Origin of the sequence: Amycolatopsis sp. NPDC049252 (genome assembly GCF_043197175.1) — a bacterium.
In the GTDB taxonomy this organism is placed as follows: domain Bacteria; phylum Actinomycetota; class Actinomycetes; order Mycobacteriales; family Pseudonocardiaceae; genus Amycolatopsis.
Window position 1 is genome coordinate 148036 of record NZ_JBICSQ010000013.1, and the last position, 18574, is coordinate 166609.

19 protein-coding genes are annotated in these 18574 nt (G+C 70.2%); 11 read left to right on the top strand and 8 right to left on the bottom strand.

All coding sequences use genetic code 11. The annotated features are described in order from the left end of the window. The first annotated feature begins 17 nt into the window (after positions 1 to 17). On the top strand, positions 18 to 446 hold the full coding sequence (locus ACGFMK_RS18175; RefSeq protein ID WP_392764081.1) for a hypothetical protein: 429 nt from the start codon (positions 18 to 20) through the stop codon (positions 444 to 446). 297 nt (positions 447 to 743) lie between these two features. Here ACGFMK_RS18175 and ACGFMK_RS18180 read toward each other — a convergent pair whose 3' ends face one another. From ACGFMK_RS18180 to mtnA, 7 genes are read right to left on the bottom strand one after another with little or no spacing between them, the layout of a single operon-like run. After that, entirely contained in the window at positions 744 to 1241 is a 498-nt protein-coding gene (locus tag ACGFMK_RS18180; protein ID WP_392764083.1) for a GNAT family N-acetyltransferase, read from the bottom strand. Positions 1242 to 1251: 10 nt separating this feature from the next. Continuing rightward, positions 1252 to 2052 carry an S-methyl-5'-thioadenosine phosphorylase gene (locus ACGFMK_RS18185; RefSeq protein ID WP_392764152.1) on the bottom strand — a complete coding sequence of 267 codons (801 nt, stop codon included), beginning with the start codon at positions 2050 to 2052 and terminating at the stop codon, positions 1252 to 1254. Further along, positions 2052 to 3248 (bottom strand): pyridoxal phosphate-dependent aminotransferase, encoded by a 1197-nt coding sequence (locus tag ACGFMK_RS18190; RefSeq protein WP_392764086.1) that lies wholly within the window; start codon positions 3246 to 3248, stop codon positions 2052 to 2054. The genes ACGFMK_RS18185 and ACGFMK_RS18190 overlap by 1 nt, the downstream gene beginning before the upstream one ends. Continuing rightward, positions 3245 to 3931 carry an acireductone synthase gene (gene mtnC, locus ACGFMK_RS18195; RefSeq protein WP_392764088.1) on the bottom strand — a complete coding sequence of 229 codons (687 nt, stop codon included), beginning with the start codon at positions 3929 to 3931 and terminating at the stop codon, positions 3245 to 3247. The genes ACGFMK_RS18190 and mtnC overlap by 4 nt, the downstream gene beginning before the upstream one ends. After that, complete coding sequence (locus tag ACGFMK_RS18200) at positions 3928 to 4512, bottom strand: acireductone dioxygenase (RefSeq protein ID WP_392764091.1); 585 nt, start codon at positions 4510 to 4512, stop codon at positions 3928 to 3930. Before ACGFMK_RS18200 ends, mtnC begins: the two co-directional genes overlap by 4 nt. Before the next feature lie 13 nt (positions 4513 to 4525). Continuing rightward, on the bottom strand, positions 4526 to 5131 hold the full coding sequence (mtnB, locus tag ACGFMK_RS18205; RefSeq protein WP_392764094.1) for a methylthioribulose 1-phosphate dehydratase: 606 nt from the start codon (positions 5129 to 5131) through the stop codon (positions 4526 to 4528). Beyond that, complete coding sequence (gene mtnA / locus ACGFMK_RS18210) at positions 5128 to 6144, bottom strand: S-methyl-5-thioribose-1-phosphate isomerase (RefSeq protein ID WP_392764097.1); 1017 nt, start codon at positions 6142 to 6144, stop codon at positions 5128 to 5130. The genes mtnB and mtnA overlap by 4 nt, the downstream gene beginning before the upstream one ends. 156 nt (positions 6145 to 6300) lie before the next feature. Here mtnA and ACGFMK_RS18215 point away from each other — a divergent pair, with 156 nt between their 5' ends. Both ACGFMK_RS18215 and ACGFMK_RS18220 read left to right on the top strand, forming a co-directional pair. Further along, positions 6301 to 7332: a GNAT family N-acetyltransferase gene (locus ACGFMK_RS18215; protein WP_392764099.1), complete on the top strand. Its 1032-nt coding sequence runs from the start codon at positions 6301 to 6303 to the stop codon at positions 7330 to 7332. Further along, the gene (locus ACGFMK_RS18220) at positions 7329 to 8525 is read left to right on the top strand and encodes an MFS transporter (protein WP_392764102.1); all 1197 of its coding nucleotides are present in this window, start codon (positions 7329 to 7331) and stop codon (positions 8523 to 8525) included. The genes ACGFMK_RS18215 and ACGFMK_RS18220 overlap by 4 nt, the downstream gene beginning before the upstream one ends. A gap of 76 nt (positions 8526 to 8601) precedes the next feature. Here the strand turns inward: ACGFMK_RS18220 and ACGFMK_RS18225 are convergent, their stop codons facing one another. After that, a complete protein-coding gene (locus tag ACGFMK_RS18225; RefSeq protein WP_392764105.1) occupies positions 8602 to 10170 on the bottom strand; it encodes a PLP-dependent transferase in 1569 nt (522 codons plus the stop codon). A 159-nt stretch (positions 10171 to 10329) separates the two neighbouring features. On the opposite strand from ACGFMK_RS18225, the gene ACGFMK_RS18230 reads away from it, so the two are divergent. The 8 genes from ACGFMK_RS18230 (at position 10330) to ACGFMK_RS18265 (ending at position 18437) form a co-directional block, all read left to right on the top strand. After that, a complete protein-coding gene (locus ACGFMK_RS18230) occupies positions 10330 to 11466 on the top strand; it encodes a GNAT family N-acetyltransferase (protein WP_392764107.1) in 1137 nt (378 codons plus the stop codon). 51 nt (positions 11467 to 11517) lie between these two features. Then, positions 11518 to 12849, top strand: coding sequence for a hypothetical protein (locus ACGFMK_RS18235; protein ID WP_392764109.1), 1332 nt, complete (start codon positions 11518 to 11520; stop codon positions 12847 to 12849). Next, complete coding sequence (locus tag ACGFMK_RS18240; RefSeq protein ID WP_392764112.1) at positions 12846 to 14069, top strand: MFS transporter; 1224 nt, start codon at positions 12846 to 12848, stop codon at positions 14067 to 14069. The genes ACGFMK_RS18235 and ACGFMK_RS18240 overlap by 4 nt, the downstream gene beginning before the upstream one ends. A gap of 247 nt (positions 14070 to 14316) precedes the next feature. Further along, positions 14317 to 15885 (top strand): AMP-binding protein, encoded by a 1569-nt coding sequence (locus ACGFMK_RS18245; protein ID WP_392764115.1) that lies wholly within the window; start codon positions 14317 to 14319, stop codon positions 15883 to 15885. 1 nt (position 15886) lies between these two features. Then, positions 15887 to 16171 (top strand): phosphopantetheine-binding protein, encoded by a 285-nt coding sequence (locus tag ACGFMK_RS18250; protein ID WP_392764118.1) that lies wholly within the window; start codon positions 15887 to 15889, stop codon positions 16169 to 16171. A 3-nt stretch (positions 16172 to 16174) separates the two neighbouring features. Next, positions 16175 to 16546 (top strand): ectoine synthase, encoded by a 372-nt coding sequence (locus tag ACGFMK_RS18255; protein ID WP_392764121.1) that lies wholly within the window; start codon positions 16175 to 16177, stop codon positions 16544 to 16546. Between the two features lie 15 nt (positions 16547 to 16561). Further along, positions 16562 to 17704 (top strand): acyl-CoA dehydrogenase family protein, encoded by a 1143-nt coding sequence (locus ACGFMK_RS18260; RefSeq protein ID WP_392764124.1) that lies wholly within the window; start codon positions 16562 to 16564, stop codon positions 17702 to 17704. A 28-nt stretch (positions 17705 to 17732) separates the two neighbouring features. Next, positions 17733 to 18437: a transglutaminase family protein gene (locus ACGFMK_RS18265; RefSeq protein ID WP_392764127.1), complete on the top strand. Its 705-nt coding sequence runs from the start codon at positions 17733 to 17735 to the stop codon at positions 18435 to 18437. Positions 18438 to 18574: the final 137 nt, after the last annotated feature.

Consider the following 18574-nt stretch of genomic DNA (forward strand, 5'->3'; position numbering starts at 1 on the left):
AGAATGGGAGTCATACGATGCCTAACAAGATCGCGGCCTTGGTCGCGACGACTGCGTTCGTCGCCGGCGGGACCCTTCTGACCGCGACGTCGGCGTCGGCAACTGTGGACCCGCCCGGCGGCAGCTGGGACCACACGTGGACCACCACGGACGCCAACAAGGGTGGCACTGTCTACGTCGAAGAGAACGGCGACGTCGTGTCCGTCTGCGACTCGGCGGCCGACGGACTGGCCGCCCGGGTCGAGATCTCCGTCGAGGAGGTTCCGAACACCTACTACCTCCATTACCAGCTCGTCGCCTCCGGTGGGGTGGGATCTTGCGCCACGGCCAGGGCTTCTGATGGCGGCACGCACGACCTCCCGGAACACGCGAGCATCGGCGTCGCGGTCTTCCTGGGTCCGAACCACCAGCACTTGAGCAACCACTACTACCTCAACGATCACTAGGCTGTAGCTGGTCTTGGGCCACGATCGTGAACGTGTCAGGTTCACGATCGTGGCCCAGGTCCGCCAGTGCGTGTCGTGCTCGCGGCCGGGCCGCACGTCCGAGGTCCACGGCGGCCTTGGCCGACGGCAGCGTCCCGTGCAGCCAGGGCCGGCATCCGGGTGTCGTCCAGGAACCAGCGCAGCACCGGCACGGACCGCTGGCCGAAACCTAGTGAACGACAAGGCCGGAACGCCGATCAAGAGACAGACCCCACCTCCTCCAACGGCGAAGCCGAGGAGGGGGTGGGGCCGATCCGCTCAGTCTTCAGGAATCTGCTTGTTGGAGTAGTAGGGCTGCTTGAACGGCAACTCGGGCATCCACTGCTTCAGCGCGCGGTACAACTTCTCGTAGTACCCCTTGTCGTAAGCATCCGGGGTGACCCACCAGCTGACGTCCACGTCGTACCCGAGCAGTTCCTCGGTCAGCTTCGTCCGCCGCCCCATGGGATAGAGGTAACAACACCCGAGGTACCTGTTGTCCGAATCCCAGATGCAGTAGGCGAAAGACCCCATGTCCCGGAACTCGCACTCGTGCCACACGAGATCGACGTAGTTGAACTCCTCGGTGACGGCCTCGGTGGGCCACTTTCCGCCCCGAGTCCGGCGGATGATGTCCAAGCTGGCGTTGATCCCGCGCACGTCCTCGGACAGGTCCGCGCGGGTTATCGCTCGAATTTCGATGTCCTCGAAGCTCAGCTTGACCGGCACGGACCCGTCCGGTATGTCGAAACTCTTGACGAACTGGCTGTAGTCCAACACATTCTCCTCAGAACAGGTCTGTAGGGATCTCGAGCCCATCATGCGCGTGCGCACACCGGCAGTCCTCCTGCGCACCCAGTGAAGCAACAGTCCGCAGCACAAGCTCCCGCAGCCGCGAGATGTTCTCCGAGAACACCCGGAACACCGACTCCTGCTCCACCGCGGTCTCCTCGTCGAGCCCGGCGTCCAGGTCCGTGACGAGCGCGATGGACGTGTAGCACATGGCCAACTCGCGGGCCAGCGCAGCTTCGGGCAACCCGGTCATGTTGATCAACGACCACCCCTGCCGAGCGTAGTAGACCGACTCCGCACGGGTGGAGAACCGCGGCCCGTTGATCACCACCATGGTTCCGCCGTCGACCACGGCCTGGTCCAGCTCTCCGGCGGTCTTCACCACGGTCGCACGCCCGTCGGGGCAGTACGGGTCGGCGAACCCGACATGCACCGCCCCGGTGTCGAAGTACGTCGAGACCCGCCCGGACGTCCGGTCGACCACCTGGTCCGGCACGACAAAGGTCCCCGGACCAAGCGCGGCCTGGAGCGATCCGACAGCGCAGGGCCCGAGCACCTGCCGCACCCCGAGCGACCGCAACGCCCACATGTTGGCCCGGTAGTTGATCACATGCGCCGGATGCCGGTGGCCGCGACCGTGCCGAGGCAGGAACACCACCTCACGCCCGCCGACCGCCCCGCGCACCAGCGAATCGGACGGCTCACCGTAAGGCGTCGAGACGTCGACGAACGAGGCGTCCTCCAGCAGTTCGTACAGTCCGCTGCCACCGATCACCCCGACTGGCGAGTTGCCCATCACGCCGCTCCTTCCCGATGTGTGTTGGCGGCGAATCCGGCCAGCCGGCCGGCCGCGGTGGCGATCACCGCGGGACTCTTGCAGAACGCGAAGCGAACGAGCTCCCGCCCGCTCGCCGGATCGGCGTAGAACGCCCCGCTGGGGATGGCGACCACCCGGGCCTGGGTGGCCAGGTCGTGACACAGTGCGGTGCCGTCGCCGTAACCGACCGACCTGGCGTCCACCTGCAGGAAGTACGTCCCCTGGCACGCGAAGCACCGCCAGCCGGTCGCGGTGAGCGTGTCCCGCAGGGTGTCGCGGGCGGCGGTCAGCCGGGCACGCAGGCTGTCCAGCCACCGGTGCCGGTCGGGCAACACGGCCGCGACGGCGTGCTGGAACGGCGTGCCACCGGCGAACGTGAGGTACTGCTTCACCGTCCGCACGGCCGCGACCATCGGCGCCGGCCCGCAGATCCAGCCGACCTTCCAGCCGGTGGCGTTGAAGGTCTTGCCGGCGGATGAGATCGTGAGCGTCCGTGACGCCATCCCGGGCAGCGAGGCCAGCGGGATGTGCCGGACCCCGTCGAAGACCAGGTGCTCGTAGACCTCGTCGGTGATGGCGATCAGGTCGTGCCGCTCGCAGATCTCGGCGATGACCGCCAGTTCGGCGGCCGACAGCACCGTTCCGGTCGGGTTGTGCGGGGTGTTCACCAGGAACGCCCGCGTACGCGGCGTCACCGCGGCGGCCAGCTCACCGGGGTCGAACGTGAACCGGTCGCCGACCGGGCGCAGCCGCACGGTCCGGCGGACGGCGCCGGCGAGCGCGATGGCCGCGCCGTAGGAGTCGTAGTACGGCTCGAACACCAGCACCTCGTCGCCGGCCGGGACCAGTGCGGCGATGGCGGCGGCGATCGCCTCGGTCGCGCCCGCGGTCACGAGGATCTCGGTCTCGGGGTCGTACGGCGTGCCGTAGTCGGCGGCACGCTGCTCGGCGATGGCGGTGCGCAGCGCGGGCACGCCGGGCAGCGGCGGGTACTGGTTGTGTCCGGAGAGCACCGCCTCCGCGGCGGCGGCGAGCAGCTCCGGCGGCCCGTCGCTGTCCGGGAACCCCTGGCCGAGGTTGATCGCGCCGGTGCGGTGGGCGAGCGCGGTCATCTCGGCGAAGATCGTGCTGCGGAACGGGGCGAACTTTCCGACGAGCGGGTCCTCGCTGATCATGACGCCTCCCGTGCGGTGCCGAACTCGGCGAGGTCGGCGATCACCCGGTGCGTGCCGAAGTCGGTGGCGCAGCCCGGCCGGCGCACGCCGACGGTCTCCCAGCCCGCGGTCCTGGCGGCGTCCAGCTCGGCCCGGCTGTCGGACAGGAAGCGGACATCGCGGGCCGGTGTGCCGATCGCCCGCCCGATTCGGTGGTAGGAAAAGGGATCCCGCTTCGGTCCGCCGGTCAGGGTGTCGAAGTGGCCGGCCAGGTAACCCCGGAGATCCCCGTGGTCGCTGTGGGAGAACCACAGCCGCTGGGCGAGCACCGAGCCGGAGGAGTAGATCCAGCACCGTGTCCCACGCCGGCGCCATTCGGCCAGCGCCGGTGGCACGTCCGGGTATACCACGCCGGACAGCTCGCCGCCGAGGAAACCCCGTTCCCAGACGAGTCCGTGCAGTGTCTTGAGTGGACTGTGCTTCGCGTTGTCGTCGTGCCACTCGAGCAGAGTCCGCACCACGTCGTCGAGACCGGCCTGCCCGCCGAGCATCGCCCGCACACCGTCGACGACGGCCTGCGTGCCGGGCCGCTCCTGGCGTACCCAGCTCTCGAGACGTTCGCGCGCATAGGGAAACAGCACGTCGTGCACGGCCGACAGCGGGCTGACCGTGCCCTCGATGTCGAGAACGACCGCCTGGGTCACGAGCTCGGTTCCGGTGCGACGAGCTCTTCGAGCGTCGGCATCCTGGCGGAGATCTGGTCGCCGGTGAAGCCGGCGACCCAGCCGTCCTCCTCCTGGAAGAACCGGATGGCGCAGAAGTACGGCTTGGTGCCCATGTCGAACCAGTGCGTCGTGCCGGCCGGCACGGACATCAGGTCGCCGGCGGTGCAGACCACGGCGTACACCTTGCCGGTGAGGTGCAGGTAGAAGCAACCGCTGCCCTCGACGAAGAACCGCACCTCGTCCTCGTCGTGGGTGTGCTCGTCGAGGAACTTCGTCCGGGCCGCTTCGGCCTTGGCGGGCCACTCCGGGTCGGCGTCGTCCGGCACGATCCGCACGACGTCGACGAGCGGGTACGAGCCTTCCGCCGACACACGCTCCACTTCGGACGCGTAGGCGGCGAGCACCTCCTCCTGCCCGGCCTCGCCGTCGAGCGGCACGGTCGCCCACCGCTCGAGCCGGATGCCGTGCGGGGCGAGCTCCGCGGCGATCTCGGTGATGTCCTCGGTGCGCACCAGCACGTTCGCGGCATCGTTCGCCGGCATGACCTGGAGCAGGGTCATCGTGGTCTCCTTGTCAGGGAATGGTCCGGTCGACCAGCAACGTCAGCTGGCACAACGCTTCCAGGCACTCCATGCGGTTGCGGGCGATGTCCAGCGTCGGCCCCCACGTGGTCGCACCGTGGTTGCCGATGAGCATGACGGGTGGCGCGTCGGCCGTGAGCCGCTCGGTGACGTCGTCGGCGATGGCGGGCACGTGCGCGTGGTTCTCGAAGACCGGAACGACCACCTTGGACGGATCGGTCAGCCCGAGCCCCTTGATGATCTCGAGGTCGGTGAACGTCACGGTGCCGGCGCCGCGCCGCGCGGACAGGATCGCGATCGCGGTGGCGTAGGGCGGATGCGCGTGCACGACGGCGTGCGAGCCGGGCGACAACCGGTACAGCGCCGTGTGGATCGTGGTCTCGGCGGACGGACGCGGCGCGCCTTCGCGCACCGGCCGCGAGTCGGCGATGCCGACCTCGACCACGTCGGCCGCGGTGATCTTTCCCTTGCTGACGCCGCTCGCGGTGATCAACGCGCGGTCACCGGGCAGCCGGACCGACAGGTTCCCGGCGGTCCCTTCCAGCCAGCCGCGCGCGTAGAGCCCGGCGGCGGTCTCGGCAAGCTCCGCGCCGCTCATGACGCCCGCTCCTCGAGCGTCCCGGTAGGACGGAACAGGCCGGACTCGGTGACCACGGCGGTCACCAGCTCGGCGGGTGTGACGTCGAACGCGGGGTTGAACACCCCGGTGCCCGGCGGGGCGACCTCGATACCGCCGAACGCGGTGACCTCGGCCGGAGAGCGCTCCTCGATGACGATGTCCGCGCCGCTCCGCAACGTCGTGTCCAGAGTGGACTCCGGGGCGACGACCACGAACGGCACCCCGGCCCGCGCCGCGGCCAGCGCCAGCGAGTAGGTGCCGATCTTGTTGGCGACGTCGCCGTTGGCGCACACGCGGTCGGCGCCGACCAGCACGCAGTCGACCATGCCGGCGGCAAGCGCGGCCGGCCCGGCGGAGTCGACCAGCATCCGGTGCGGGATGCCCGCCTCGGCCAGCTCCCACGCCGTGAGCCGCGCGCCCTGCAGCAGCGGCCGGGTCTCGCCGAACAGCACCTCGGTCACGTGTCCTGCACCGGCCAGCAGGCGAATGGCGCCCAGCGCGGTGCCCCAGGCGACCGTGGCCAGCCTGCCGGTGTTGCAGTGGGTCAGCAGCCGCAGCGGCTCCGGCCCGCACAACCGCCGCACGAGGTTCGCGGCCTCGCCCGCCGCGGCACGGTTGCGTTCCTCGTCCTCGACGAGGATGGCGACGGCCTCGGCGAGCACGGCGTCCGCGCCGCCGTCGAGCTTGGCGACGACCCGGCGCACCGCCCAGCTCAGGTTGACCGCGGTCGGCCGCGCGTCGGCGATCCGCCGCGCCTCGGCACGGACCGCGATCTCGTCGCAGACGCCGGCGCGGGTGTGCGCACGGGCCGAGAGCGCCACGGCCAGGGCGCCGGCCACGCCGATGGCGGGCGCGCCACGGATCGCCAGGCGCTGGATCGCGTCGATCACCTCGTCCACAGTGGATAGTCGCAGCATCCGGTACTCGTGCGGCAGCGCGCACTGGTCGACGGCCTCGATGGTGCCGTCCTGCCAGGCGATGGAGCGCGTCATGCGCCGAGCGTCGCAGGCCATCGAACGTCTGGGCACCTTTAATCGTGCGGGTTGTCATCGCTTCTCCGAGAATGCGTTCCTGGGGTCAACCCTCGCTCGGGATGCCGTGCGGGCCTACCGTCGAATGAGGAATGTCCGCCGCACGGAGGAGCTTCGATGACGCTCGCCCGGAAACCTGAAGCCCAGCCGCATCCGCCCACGGTGTTCGACACCGAAGAGTGGCTGGACGCGTGGACGCGGGCGACCATCGAGCGGCAGCGCGTGATCGACCCCGGCCGCGCACCGCGTTACCTGCTCGAGCACTCCCCGTTCTGGCAGGGCTACGAGGACGAGACCGGGAGCGGGCTGGTGTTCGACCGCCCGGTCCTCACGATCGGCTCGGTCTACTCGGTCTACGGCCCCGCGTACCTGGCCGGCGACAGCGCCGCCGTGGCGACCCTGGTCGATGACGCCCGCGCGCAGGCACGGGACCTGGGCGCGGCCGGCGTGCTGGTGTTCAACCTGCCGCCCGAGCCGGCCCGCCAGTGGGCCGCCGTCCGCCGGCCGGACGTTTTCGCGCGGCTGGACACCGCGTACTACAAGAACCCGGGCAGCGGGCCGGACCCGGTGATGGGCGAGGTGCCGGGCCGGAAGCGCACCGACTGGCGCCGCCGCTGGCGCCGGGCCACGGAGAAGAACGTCAAGCTGGTCGAGGAGACCGGTCCCGCCGCGGCCGCGCACATCGACCGGGTGCTCGAACTGTGCAACGGCTCGGCGGTCAAGCACGGCTGGCCCGGGCTGTACGACGCCCCGACGCTGGCGGCCGTGCTGGCCACGCCGTACGCCAGCGTGATCCGCGCCGAGTGGGAGGGCGCGACGATCGGCGCGTTCGTCGCGCTGGAGTACGACCGCAGGCTGTACCTGTGGGCCGGCGGCACGGACCCGTCCGTGTACGGCGAGGTCAGTGCGTACCCGTTCATGTTGTACGAGATCCTCGCGCAGGGCGTCGACCGCGGCTGGGACGTCGTCGAGTTCGGCCGGGGCAACGACCGGTTCAAGAAGCAGCACGGCTTCGGCGGCCTGCATCTGTGGGGCCTGTGGTACTCGGCCGAGCCGGGCGACGTCGAGGTCTACGGCCCACGGCTGACGGCGGTGCACGACGGCCTGGTCACCGTGGCCGGTTACGAAGGGCTGGAGCAGCGGCCGTGACTGCCCCACGGCAGTCGGGAACAGCGGCCCTGCTGCTGTCCGCGGCGATGATGAACGTCGCGTACACGATGCTGGTGCCGCTGGTGCCCGAACTGACCGGCCGGTTCGACATGTCGGCACTGGAGGTCGCCGCGGCCTTCAGCGGGTTCGCGCTGGCCAAGGCGCTGGTGCAGCCCATCGGCGGCATCCTGGTCGACCGCACGTCCCGGCCGCAGGTCATCGGCTTCGTCGGCCTGACCCTGACAGCCGTGACGGTGGTCGGCCTGGCCTTCGCCACCGCGGGCTGGCAGGTGCTGAGCTGGCGGCTCGCGTGGGGCGTGGCCGAGGGCCTCACGATGCCGGTGCTGTACCAGCTGGCCAGCTCACTGGGCGCCAGGTCGCGGTTCGGCACGGCCAGGGTCATGGGCTGGTTCGGCGGCTGCTGCACGGCCGGCATGGTGCTGGGGCCCGCGGTCGTCGGCCTGCTGCACCCGTTCCTGGGCTTCACGGGCGTCTTCCTGGCCGGCGCGGCGGTGACCATGACCGGCGGCGTGCTGTTGCTGGGTCTGCGGGTCGCCCCGGAGCCCGTGGCTCCGCCGCCGGTACCGGCCGGCCGTGGTCGCGCCGTGCGGACGCTGGTGGTGCTGGTCGGCCTGTTCGCGGTCGTCGACCTGGTCAACAACGCGTTGTTCGCGGCCCTCGAGCCGGTGCTTCCCCTGCACCTCGACGACGTGACGGGCAACGGCGTCGCCTACACGTCGGTGCTCTACACCGCCGGGTTGGCGGTGTTCATGACCGTGGCCATGACGTGCGCCCGGTTCGTGGAGTCCCGGCCGCTGCTGGTGATCTCGGCGTACGCGTTCGGCGCCGAGGCGATCGGGCTGACCGCGGTCGGGCTGTTCGACGGCGTGGTGGCGATGTGCGCCGGGCTGCTGCTGTTCATGACGGCCGAGCCCGTGCTGTACCTGGTGGCTCGGCAGGGCGTGAACCTCGTGCCGAGGCACCAGCTCGGGCGCGCGTTCGGCGCCTTCGGCCTGGTGTCCGACATCGGGTTCATCCTCGGGCCGGTGCTGGGCGCCGTCGCGTACGCCGGCCTCGGCACGCCCGCGTTCCTCGTCATGGCCGTGGTCGCGGCCGTCTCGGCCGTGGGCGTCGCCCTGCTGCGCAAGTTGCCGGGCAGGCTCCTCGCCACACGCGAGCCCGTCGACGCCTGACTGCCCTGGAGGTCACCCCGAAACGGCGAGCGGGTGCCGGGCGCTGCGCGCCAGGCACCCGCGGGTAATTGGCTGCTCAGCCGGCGATTGCCGAGGCGATGGCGTCGGCCAGGCCCGCGAGCTGGACGGCCCGGTCGCCGATGTAGAGCCGGAGGAACAGCGGCTCGTCGTCCGTCGCCGGCACGTACTTGCGCTCCGCCTCGGTCGTCCCCACGTCCTGCGCCCAGACGCGCGGCACGGAGTAGCCGAAGCTGACCCCCTTGGTGACCTGCACCCCGGACTTCTGCGCGTGCACGAGGATCTGGTCGACCACCGCGTTGAGGTTGTTCCAGTCGTTGCGGTCCCGCTCGTGGTAAAGGAACGTCACGATCCCGCTGCCGTAGGGCAGGCTGTGCGCGAGCAGCACGTCCGGGTGATGCGCCAGCGCCGGATGGTGCACCTCACCCGCCGCGGCGACCCGGGGGTCGGCCAGCAGCAGCTTGGCCAGCCGCTCGGCGTTCGCCCAGATCCGGCGCATCCGGCGTCGGTGCAGGGCGGTCTCGTACCGGGGGAACAGCTCGGCGTTGTGCCGCGCCAGAACCGCGCCGGTGTTGCGGCGGAGCATGTCGAACAGCTCGGTCAGCTCCGTGGGGTACACCACGAGCCCGCCGAGGGCGAAGTCCATGCCCAGCTGGAGGTACTTGGTGCAGCTCTCGTAGTAGATGATCTCGAGCCGGTCGTCGCTCGCGAAGAGCTCCGTCTGCAGTGACGCGCCGATCATCGTGCCGTCGACGACGACCGTGAGGCGGTCGGTCACCACCTCGCGCAGGCGCCGGTAGAGCTCCGGCAGGTCGAACATCCGCTGCCGCACGTTGTTGGCCAGCGGGTCGACGAAGACCACCTTGGGCCGGTGCCGCACGACGTCGGCGACGATCTCCTCGACCAGGTAGCCGCCGGCGCGCTCCGACCTGATGTGCGGCAGCGCGGTCAGCTGTTGTGCCACCTCGTAGTAGATGTAGGGCGCCAGGAGGATGCTGTCGCCGGCGTTCAGCCGGTAGCGCAGCAGGAACGCCTCGATCCACGTGAACGCCGCCATGCCGGACGACGTGACGCCGATGCCGTAGTCCTCGTCCGACAGGCCGAGCACGTCCAGCAGCTGGCGCTCCACCCGGGTGACCGACGCGTGCGAGCCGTTGCGGTCGTAGTTCATCGTGGGCCAGGTCTCCTCCTGGGTCCCGAAGAACTGCACCTGCCGCGACTGGCCGTAGGACTTGGCCGTCCACTCCAGACCGTTGCGCACGTAGGAAAGCGTGGACAGGCCGAACCGCAGCACCGCCTCGGCGGCCGACAGCTGCGCCGCCGAGTCCGCGATGGACACTTCGTCCAGTATGCGTTGTGCTCTGGTGAGCCGCAGCCAGACCTGCTCCGCGGACGTCGTCATGTGCGCGAGGGCCAGACCGTCCACCGGCAGGTCGTTCTGCGCGCAGTACGCGGCGTAGGCCTCGATCTCCCGCCGGGTGGCCCGCAGCTCCCGCAGGCAGGTGTCGAATCCCTCCCGCAGATCGGCGACCTGCGTCGCGACAACGTCTTCGATCGACTCCGACAACGCGGCGCGCCATGACGGCGCGTCGATCGCGTCGGACGGGAAATCACCTGGCTCGGTCATGGTGCTCCGTCTTGCCGCTGGTTTCGTGTCCCTGGCTCGCGTAGAACTCGTCAATCACCAGAGTGCTCTGCCTGTTTGTGGCAGCCGTCTTCATTCGTGCTGTTCCGGATCGGCAACGGAGGAGAAGTCTCCTTCGCCGCGCTGCCGGGATAGTGCGCTATGAGCATTGACACGGACGTCGACCAGCGATTAGCCGGTCTGGACACGGCGAGATGGGACGCCTTCGCCGGGTCTCGGTTCTATTCCTCCGCCGACTGGCTCGGCTTCTGCACCGCCGACTTCGGCGGGGAGAGCGCCGCGGCGGTCGGCTACCGCGACGGCGAGCCGGTGTGCGCGGTGCCTTACGCGCGGACGAGCGAGACGCTCTTCGGTTCCTACCGCTGGCACGACAGGCTGGCCGCCGCCGGTCTTCCGGCGCCGGACGGCGACGGCGTTCTCGTCGGCCCGCGCGAGGGCTACCAGACCCACTTCCTCGGCGCGGCCACGGCGAGCCCGGACGAGGTGGCCGACGTCGTGGCCCAGCTGAGGACGGCGGCCGGCGGAAAACCCTGCGTCGCCATGTACGTCACCACGGACGACGTGCTCGCGTTGCGTCGTGCCGGCGTCACCACGACGCCGGTCCTGCTCAAGGCGGACGCGTGGATCGAGGTGCCGGACAGCGACTGGTCGGCGTGGGAGGCCGGGCTGTCGAAGAACCGGCGCAAGATGGTGCGCCGCGACGTTCGCGAGTTCCGGGGCGCCGGCTACCGCGTCGAACAGACGCTCCTGACGGAGTGCTGGGAGCGGCTGGGGGAGATCGCCAGTGCGACCCAACGGAAGTACGGGCACCACACCACACCCGAGATCGAGCTGAAGTCGCTGCGCAACCACGCGGTCCGGATGGGGGGCGCCGCACGCACCGTGCTCTTGTACCGCTCGGACGGTGCGCTGGTCGGGTTCTGCCTCTACTACGTCTGGCAGGACACGGCCTTCCTGCGGTGGGTCGGACTCGACTACGACCGGCTCGTCGGCGGCCGCGAGTACTTCTCCCTCTGCTACTACGCGCAGATCCAGTGCGCCGCCGAGCTCGGCATCCGGTGGCTGCACGCGGGGGTGGACGCCGAGGACGCCAAGGCGATCCGCGGCGCGCGGCTCCGTCCACTGTGGCTGGTCGACCTCACCGAGGACAGCGTGCTCGCCGACGCCGGCGAGGCGATCCGCGCGCACAACACCGGCGGCTACGCCAAGTTGAAGGCCATTCCGGTGACGGCGGACGCGCTCGACGAGCACGCCTGGGCACCGTTTCTCCGGCCGTGATCGAGCACCGTGGGAGAACCGGCATCGTGCCCGGTGGACAATAATGTCCGGATGCGATGGGAGCGCGCGACTCGTGCGTACCTGACGGCCGCGGCCGAGCCGGGTTCCCGGCTCGGGCAGGCCGTGGCCCAGGTGCGGAACGCGGCCTCACTGGCCGCCTGGGGTGGAGAGTTCCTCAACCGTCCGCTGTTCGTCGACGGGGCCGAGATGCGGGCGTTCGGCGACGATCTGCACGGCTTGCTCGGACTGCTGCTCAGCCTGCCGGAGCGGCTGTTCGACGGTGACCTCGAACGGTTCGGCGCCGCCGTCGGCGTGGACGGCGAGCGCGGCGCGCTCATGCGGCGGCTCGGGGTGACCCCGCCCTCGGTCGGGCGCGCGGACGTCTACCACGACGGCGATGCCTACCGCCTGCTGGAGTTCGGCATCGGCAGCGACCACGGCGGCTGGGACCGCAGCGGCGAGGTGCCGCGGGCCTTCCTGCGGGACCGGGCGTTCGCCGCGTTCGCCGAGGAGCACGGGCTCGACTACACCTACAGCCCGGCGGAGCTCGCGCGTGAGCTGCGCCGGCTCGCCGGCGGCGACCCGGTCGTCGCGCTGGTCGAAGGACCCGGCGCGCTCGCCGAGCTGAACGGCGCGTGGCAACCGGTGCGCGACGCGCTTCGCGGTTGCGGGATCCGTTGCCACCTGGGGGAGCTGGGCGACCTCAGCGTGCGTGACGGCCGGTTGTCCATCGAGGGTGACCGGGTCGACGTCGTCTACCGGTGCTTCGACACCGACCAGATCGTCGACGACCCGGACGCGCTCGCGCTGGCCGAGCGGATCTTCAAGATGCACGAGACCGGCGACGTGGTGCTCTGGACTCCGTTGGAGACCAACCTCTTCGTTGAGAAGGGGTGCCTGGCCCTGCTGTCCGACCACGACCCGGCCGCGTTCTCGGCGGGGGAGCGGGCGCTGATCGACCGGGTGATCCCGTGGACGCGCCTGCTCAGCGAGCCGTCGCTGCGGGCGGACCCCGACCTGCTCGACCGGTGCCGCGCGGAACGGGAGCGGCTGATCCTCAAGCCCGCCGGCCTGTTCGGCGGGCACGGGGTCGTTCCCGGCTGGGAGACGCCGGAAGACGAGTGGGACGAGGCGCTCCGCGCGTCGGCGTCGACGACCGCCATCGTCCAGCGCCGGGTGGTGCCCCGGACCGAGCTCGTCGTCGACGAGACGACCGGCGAGCAGCTGCCGTGGCACGCCGTGTACGGGTTCTACTACACGCCAACGGGTTTCGCGGGCATCCACGCCCGGGTCGCGCCGATCGAGCGCAGCGCGGTCATCGGGCTCACCACCAACGGAAGCGTCCGTTCCGCGGGCGTCTTCCACACCAGGGAGACCTCATGACGCAGACGGCTCCTCGGCCCGGTCCGAAGACGAGGCTGCCCGGTCAGTTCCACCTCCTCTGGTCGGCGAGCCTGATCGCGACGCTCGGTGACGGGGTGCTGCTGGCCGCGCTGCCCCTGATGGCCAAGTCGCTGAGCGACGACCCGCAGCTGATCGCGGGGGTGGCCACCGCGGGCACCGTGCCGTGGCTGCTGGCGCTGGTGGCCGGCGTCGTGGTCGACCGGCACGACCGCCGCCTGCTGATGAACGGCGCGCAGCTGGTGCAGATGGCCCTGGTGGCCCTGATCGCCGTCATCGTCACGACCGGGCTGACCGAGCTGTGGATGCTGTACCTGCTGGCGTTCGGCATCGGCGCGGCCGAGGTGCTGTTCACCGCGTCGAGCCAGGCCTTCGTGCCGACGGTCGTGGGCCGGGAGCACCTCGAGGCGGCCAACGGCCGGCTCATCACGACGCAGACGGTGTCGAAGCAGTTCCTGGGCCCACCCATCGGCGGTGCGTTGTTCGCGTTCGCCGTGCCACTGCCGTTCTGGCTCAACGCCGTGACGTTCGGCGTCTCCGTGCTGCTGATCTCCCGCATGCGGCGGGTCGGCCCGCCGGTGGGCGACGGCCGGCGGTCGATGGCACACGAGATCGGCGAGGGCCTGCGCTGGCTGGTCCGGCACCGCCTGCCACGCGTGCTCACGCTGAGCGCCGGCGCCGGCAACTTCTGCGAGTGGATGGCGCTGTCGGTGCTGGTGCTGTTCTCCAGCCAGGTGCTGCACCTCGGCGACCAGGGCTTCGGCCTCCTGCTCGGGGCCATGGCGATCGGCGGTGTCATCGGCGGCCTGCTCAGCGGGCGCGTCGTGCGGTGGTTCGGCGCCCGCCAGGTGGCGATCGGCGCGCAGGTCGTCTGCCCGGTGGCGTGGATCGCCATCGGCACGGTGGGCCGGGACCCGGTGACCGTCGTGCTGCTGTTCACCGCGTTCTCGATCGCGATCTCCCTGTGGAGCGTCGTGGCGCTCTCGGCGCGGCAGCGGCTGATCCCCGACTCGCTGATGGGCCGGGTGACCAGCGCCAGCCGCATGCTGACGTTCGGCGCCATCCCGCTCGGCGCGTTGTGCGGTGGCTTCATCGCGAAGGAATTCGGCCTGATCGCGCCCTGGATCGTGGGTGGCGTGCTGTCGGCACTGGTCACGCTGGCGACGATGCCGGCCATGCTGCGTTGGGAAGAAGAGGGATAAGACCGCACCCTGATCGGTAACCGTGATCCCGGGACGCGACGGAAACCGTCGGCAACGCCCGGAACTGCTCTTCGACGTGGGCGGCGGGACTCCTGGTCAGACGGTCTACACGGGACTTCACCGGGCCGAGCGGAGCCGCACTGCGCGAGAAGCCAGTCACTCCGGCGCGAAGCTACGGTGGTGTCCACGCGGTGCCCGGGCCGGGCGCCGCCGGAGTTCTAAGTGGACTCCCCGTGGGGGAGCTGGGGTGACTGGTTGGCGCGTGACGGTGGTCGCCGCGCGCCCGGCTGGGTTGGAGACCATTGTGCCGTACTCGCGTTCGCTGCTCGGCTGTCTGGCCGAGTTCGCCCGCAACCGGCCGGAGTCGGCCGCGCTGGTCATGGGCGGCGACCGGGTGTCGAACGCCGAACTGTGCGCCATGACGATGTCGGCCTACAACGCGCTCACGGCGCTGCAGCTGCCGTCCGACGCCCGCGTCGCGCTGCACGCCGCGAAGACACCGCGCACCGTCGCGCTGATCGTCGCCTGCCTGCTCGCGCGCCGCCCGTTCATGCTGCCCTCCACCGAGCTCGGTGCGACGGCGCTGGTAGAGCTGCTGGAGAAGGCGGACTGCACCGACGTGCTGACCACGGAGCCCGGCGCGGACGTCGGTGGGCTGCGGGTGCACAAGATCGACACCACCGCCGTCCCGCCGGACGGCGACCTCGCCGGGCTCGACGGCATCACCGGTCCCGACGTCAGCCCCGACGCGACGTCGTTCATCTTCACGACGTCCGGCTCCACCGGGCTGCCGAAGGTGGTGCCGCTGAGTTTTCAGGCGGTGGAACGGTTCACCGAGTGGGCGGTCACGAAGTTCCGCCTCCGGCCGGGCACCGTGGTGCTGAACTACGCGCCGTTCAACTTCGACCTGTGCCTGCTCGACGTGCGCGCGACGTTCAAGGCCGGCGGTACGACGGTGCTGGTCGAGCCCGAGCGGGCGACCAACGGCAAGCACCTCGCGGAGCTGATCCGCGCCGAGTCCGTCGAGGTCGTCCAGTCCGTCCCGATGCTCTACCGGCTCTTGGCCGACGCCTACGACGGCGAGCCGTTCGAGACGGTGAGGCACGTGATCGTGACGGGTGACAAGATGCCGGCGAAGCTGCTGCCGGAGCTGCCGCGGCTGTTCCCGAACGCCCGGTACTACAACATCTACGGCGCCACCGAGACCAACGACAGTTTCATCCACGAGATCACCGGCGATCTGACCGCCGCGGGCCCGCTGCCGATCGGCCGTCCGCTGCCCGGCGTCGAGGCGCTGGTGCTCGACGCCGACGGCGTGGTCGTCGACGGCCCGGCCACCGGTGAGCTGTTCGTGTCGACGCCGTTCCAGACGGCCGGGTACGCCGTCGGCGGTGGCGCGGACAAGTTCGTCGAACGCGCCGACGGCCGGGTCTACTTCCGGTCGGGTGACCTCGTCCACCGCGACGCCGACGGCGTGTTCACCCTCGTGGGGCGCAACGACTCCCAGGTCAAGGTCCGCGGCGTGCGGGTCAACCTCGAGGAGATCGAGCAGGTCCTGCTCGGCCACGAGCGGATCGCCGGCGCGGCGGTGGTCGCGGTGCCCGACGACGTCGCGGGGCTCGTCATCCACGCGGTCGTCCGCCGCGACACGACCGAGCCGCTCGGGGTGCTCGCGCTGCGGCAGTTCTGCCGTCAGCGGCTGGTGCGGGCGGCGCTGCCCACCACGATCCGCGTGGTCGACGACCCGCTGCCCACGACGTCGACGGGCAAGACCGACCGCAAAGCCGTCATCCGAGACCTGTTGAACGGGAGCTGACATGAGCTGTTCCGACCGGATCAAGCAGTACGTCCTCGACGAGTTCCTGCCGGGCGTCGGCCCCGAGGAGCTGGAGGACGACTACGACCTGCGCGCCAACGGCGTGATCGACAGCCTGGGCCTGCTGCGCGTGGTCACCTGGCTGGAGGCCACGTTCGAGATCCCGATGGAAGAGGTCGAGCTCGTCGAGCAGGACTTCACCTCCCTCACCTCGATCACCCGGTTCGTCGAGCTGCATTCGGCGGCCGGTCGGTCCGATGTGGACTATCTCGGAAAGGCGGCCTGAACCGTGATCATCCGTAAACTTTCCGAGACCGAAGGCGTCGAGTGGGGCAACGGCCTGAGCCACCGCTTCCTCACGCTGCGCGACGGCATGGGCTACACCGTCACCCACACCGTCGTACGGGCCGGCAGCGACTCGGCGCTGGAGTACCGGAACCACCTCGAGGCGTGTTACTGCATCGGCGGCAGCGGCAAGGTCATCGACTCCGCGGGTGACGAGCACGTCATCGAGGTCGGCACGATCTACGCCCTCGACAAGCACGACCCGCACCACCTGATCGCGTCGCCGCACGAGGACATGGTGCTGGTCTGCGTGTTCACGCCGGCCCTGATCGGCGACGAATCGCACGACCTCGAGTCCGAGTACTCCAACTACTGACCCGGAGCTCCCCCGATGCAGCAGTGGACCGACAAGCAGCAGGCGCTGCGGGACGGCTACACCGAGCTCTTCCGGGCGTGGGGCGCCGACCACCTCCGGCGCGACCGCGAGGCGGAGTTCGCCGGCGGGCTCTGGCCGGAGATCGGCGCGTCGGGGCTGTTCGGCCTGCCCTTCGGCCCCGAGCACGGTGGCGGCGGGCACGACCTGCCGACCACCATGCACGCCCTGGAAGGCCTCGGTTACCACTGCCGCGACGGCGGGCTGAACTTCTCCATCTCGACCCAGCTGGTCAGCACCGGCGTGCCGATCCAGCGCTTCGGGAGCCAGGAGGTCAAGGACCGGTTCCTGCCGCGGGTGGTCGACGGCTCGGTGATCTGCGCGCACGCGATCACCGAGCCGCACGGTGGCTCCGACGCGGCCGCCATGCAGACCACGGCGGAGCGCCGCGGCGACGACTACGTCATCAACGGCCGGAAGTCCTTCATCACCAACGGCCCCGTCGCCGACGTCGTCCTGGTGTACGCCCGGACGTCGCCGGGCACCGGCCCGCTCGGCATCAGCGTGTTCGCCGTCGAGCGGGGCACGCCGGGGTTCGAGGCCGGCCCGCCGGTCGACAAGATGGGCCTGCGCACGTCGCCACTGGGGAACCTGACGTTCACCGACTGCGTGGTGCCGGCGGCGAACATGGTCGGCCGCCGGGGCAAGGGCTTCCTGCTGCTCGACTACGTGATGAAGTGGGAGGTGCTCCTGTCCTTCGCGATCAGCCTGGGCGCCATGGAGTTCCGCCTGGAGCAGAGCATCGACTACGCGAAGACCCGCAAGCAGTTCGGGGCGCCGATCGCGTCCTGCCAGCTGATCGCGGCCAAGATCGTGGAAATGAAGATCGACCTGGAGACCACCCGCAACTGGTTCTACGACACCGCGCGGCGGTTCGAGGCCGGCGAGGACGTGATGGTCGACGTGGCCATGGCGAAGGTGCTGGCCAGCGAGGCCAACGTCCGGTCCGCGACCAACGCCGTGCAGATCTTCGGCGGTCGCGGCTACCTCAGCGAGTTCGGGATCGAGAAGGAACTGCGCGACGCCACCGGCGGCACGATCTACTCGGGCACGTCGGAGGTCCAGCGGGACAAGGTCGCCAGAATGCTCGGAGTGCGCTGACAGCGCCGGAAACCGGAAGAAGGACGACATGGCGGCCGAGACGCCCCCGCAAGACCTGCTCGGGGTAACGCAGTTCCTCGACTACCACCACCCGGTCGTGCGGGAGTTCGTCGAGCAGGCGCTCGGCGAAGCCGAGCGCACCCAGACCGAGAAGGCGGTCGCGCTGTACTACGCGGTCCGCGACAAGCTGCACTACGAGGTCTACGGCGCGGCACTGAGCCGCACCGGCCTCAAGGCCAGCGCGATCATCAGCCGGGGCCGGGGTTTCTGCGTGCACAAGTCGATCGTGTACGCGGCGGTCTGCCGAGCGGCGGGCGTCCCGAGCCGCATCGCGCTGACGGATGTCCGCAACCACCTGGCCTCCCCGAGGCTGCGCGAGCTGGTGGGCGGGGACGTGTTCCGCTTCCACGCGCTGAACTCGGTGTACCTGGACGGCAAGTGGGTCCGCGCCACGCCGGTGTTCAACAAGCTGCTGTGCCGGCTGTACGGCATCACCCCCCTCGAGTTCGACGGCACGGCGGACAGCATGTCGCACCCGTACGACAGCAAGGGCCGCAGGTACATGGAGTTCCTGCACGACTACGGCGACTTTGACGACTTCCCGTACGAACTCGTGGTCGAGGGCATCCGGTCGGCGCACCCGACCCTGTTCGCGAGCCGCTACGAGACAGCCGGCGGATCTCTGATCGCCGAAGCGGCCGACGAAGCCGGAGAGCTGGGCAAGACCGCTTAGGGGGCAGTTCAGAATGAGTCGGCGTGTCGTCTTGCCTGACAGGCAGAGCTTTCCAGAATGTTGGTATGCGTGAGGAGGTCCTGACCGATCAGCTGTGGGAGCGGCTGGAACCGCTGCTTCCGGTGCACCCAAGGCGT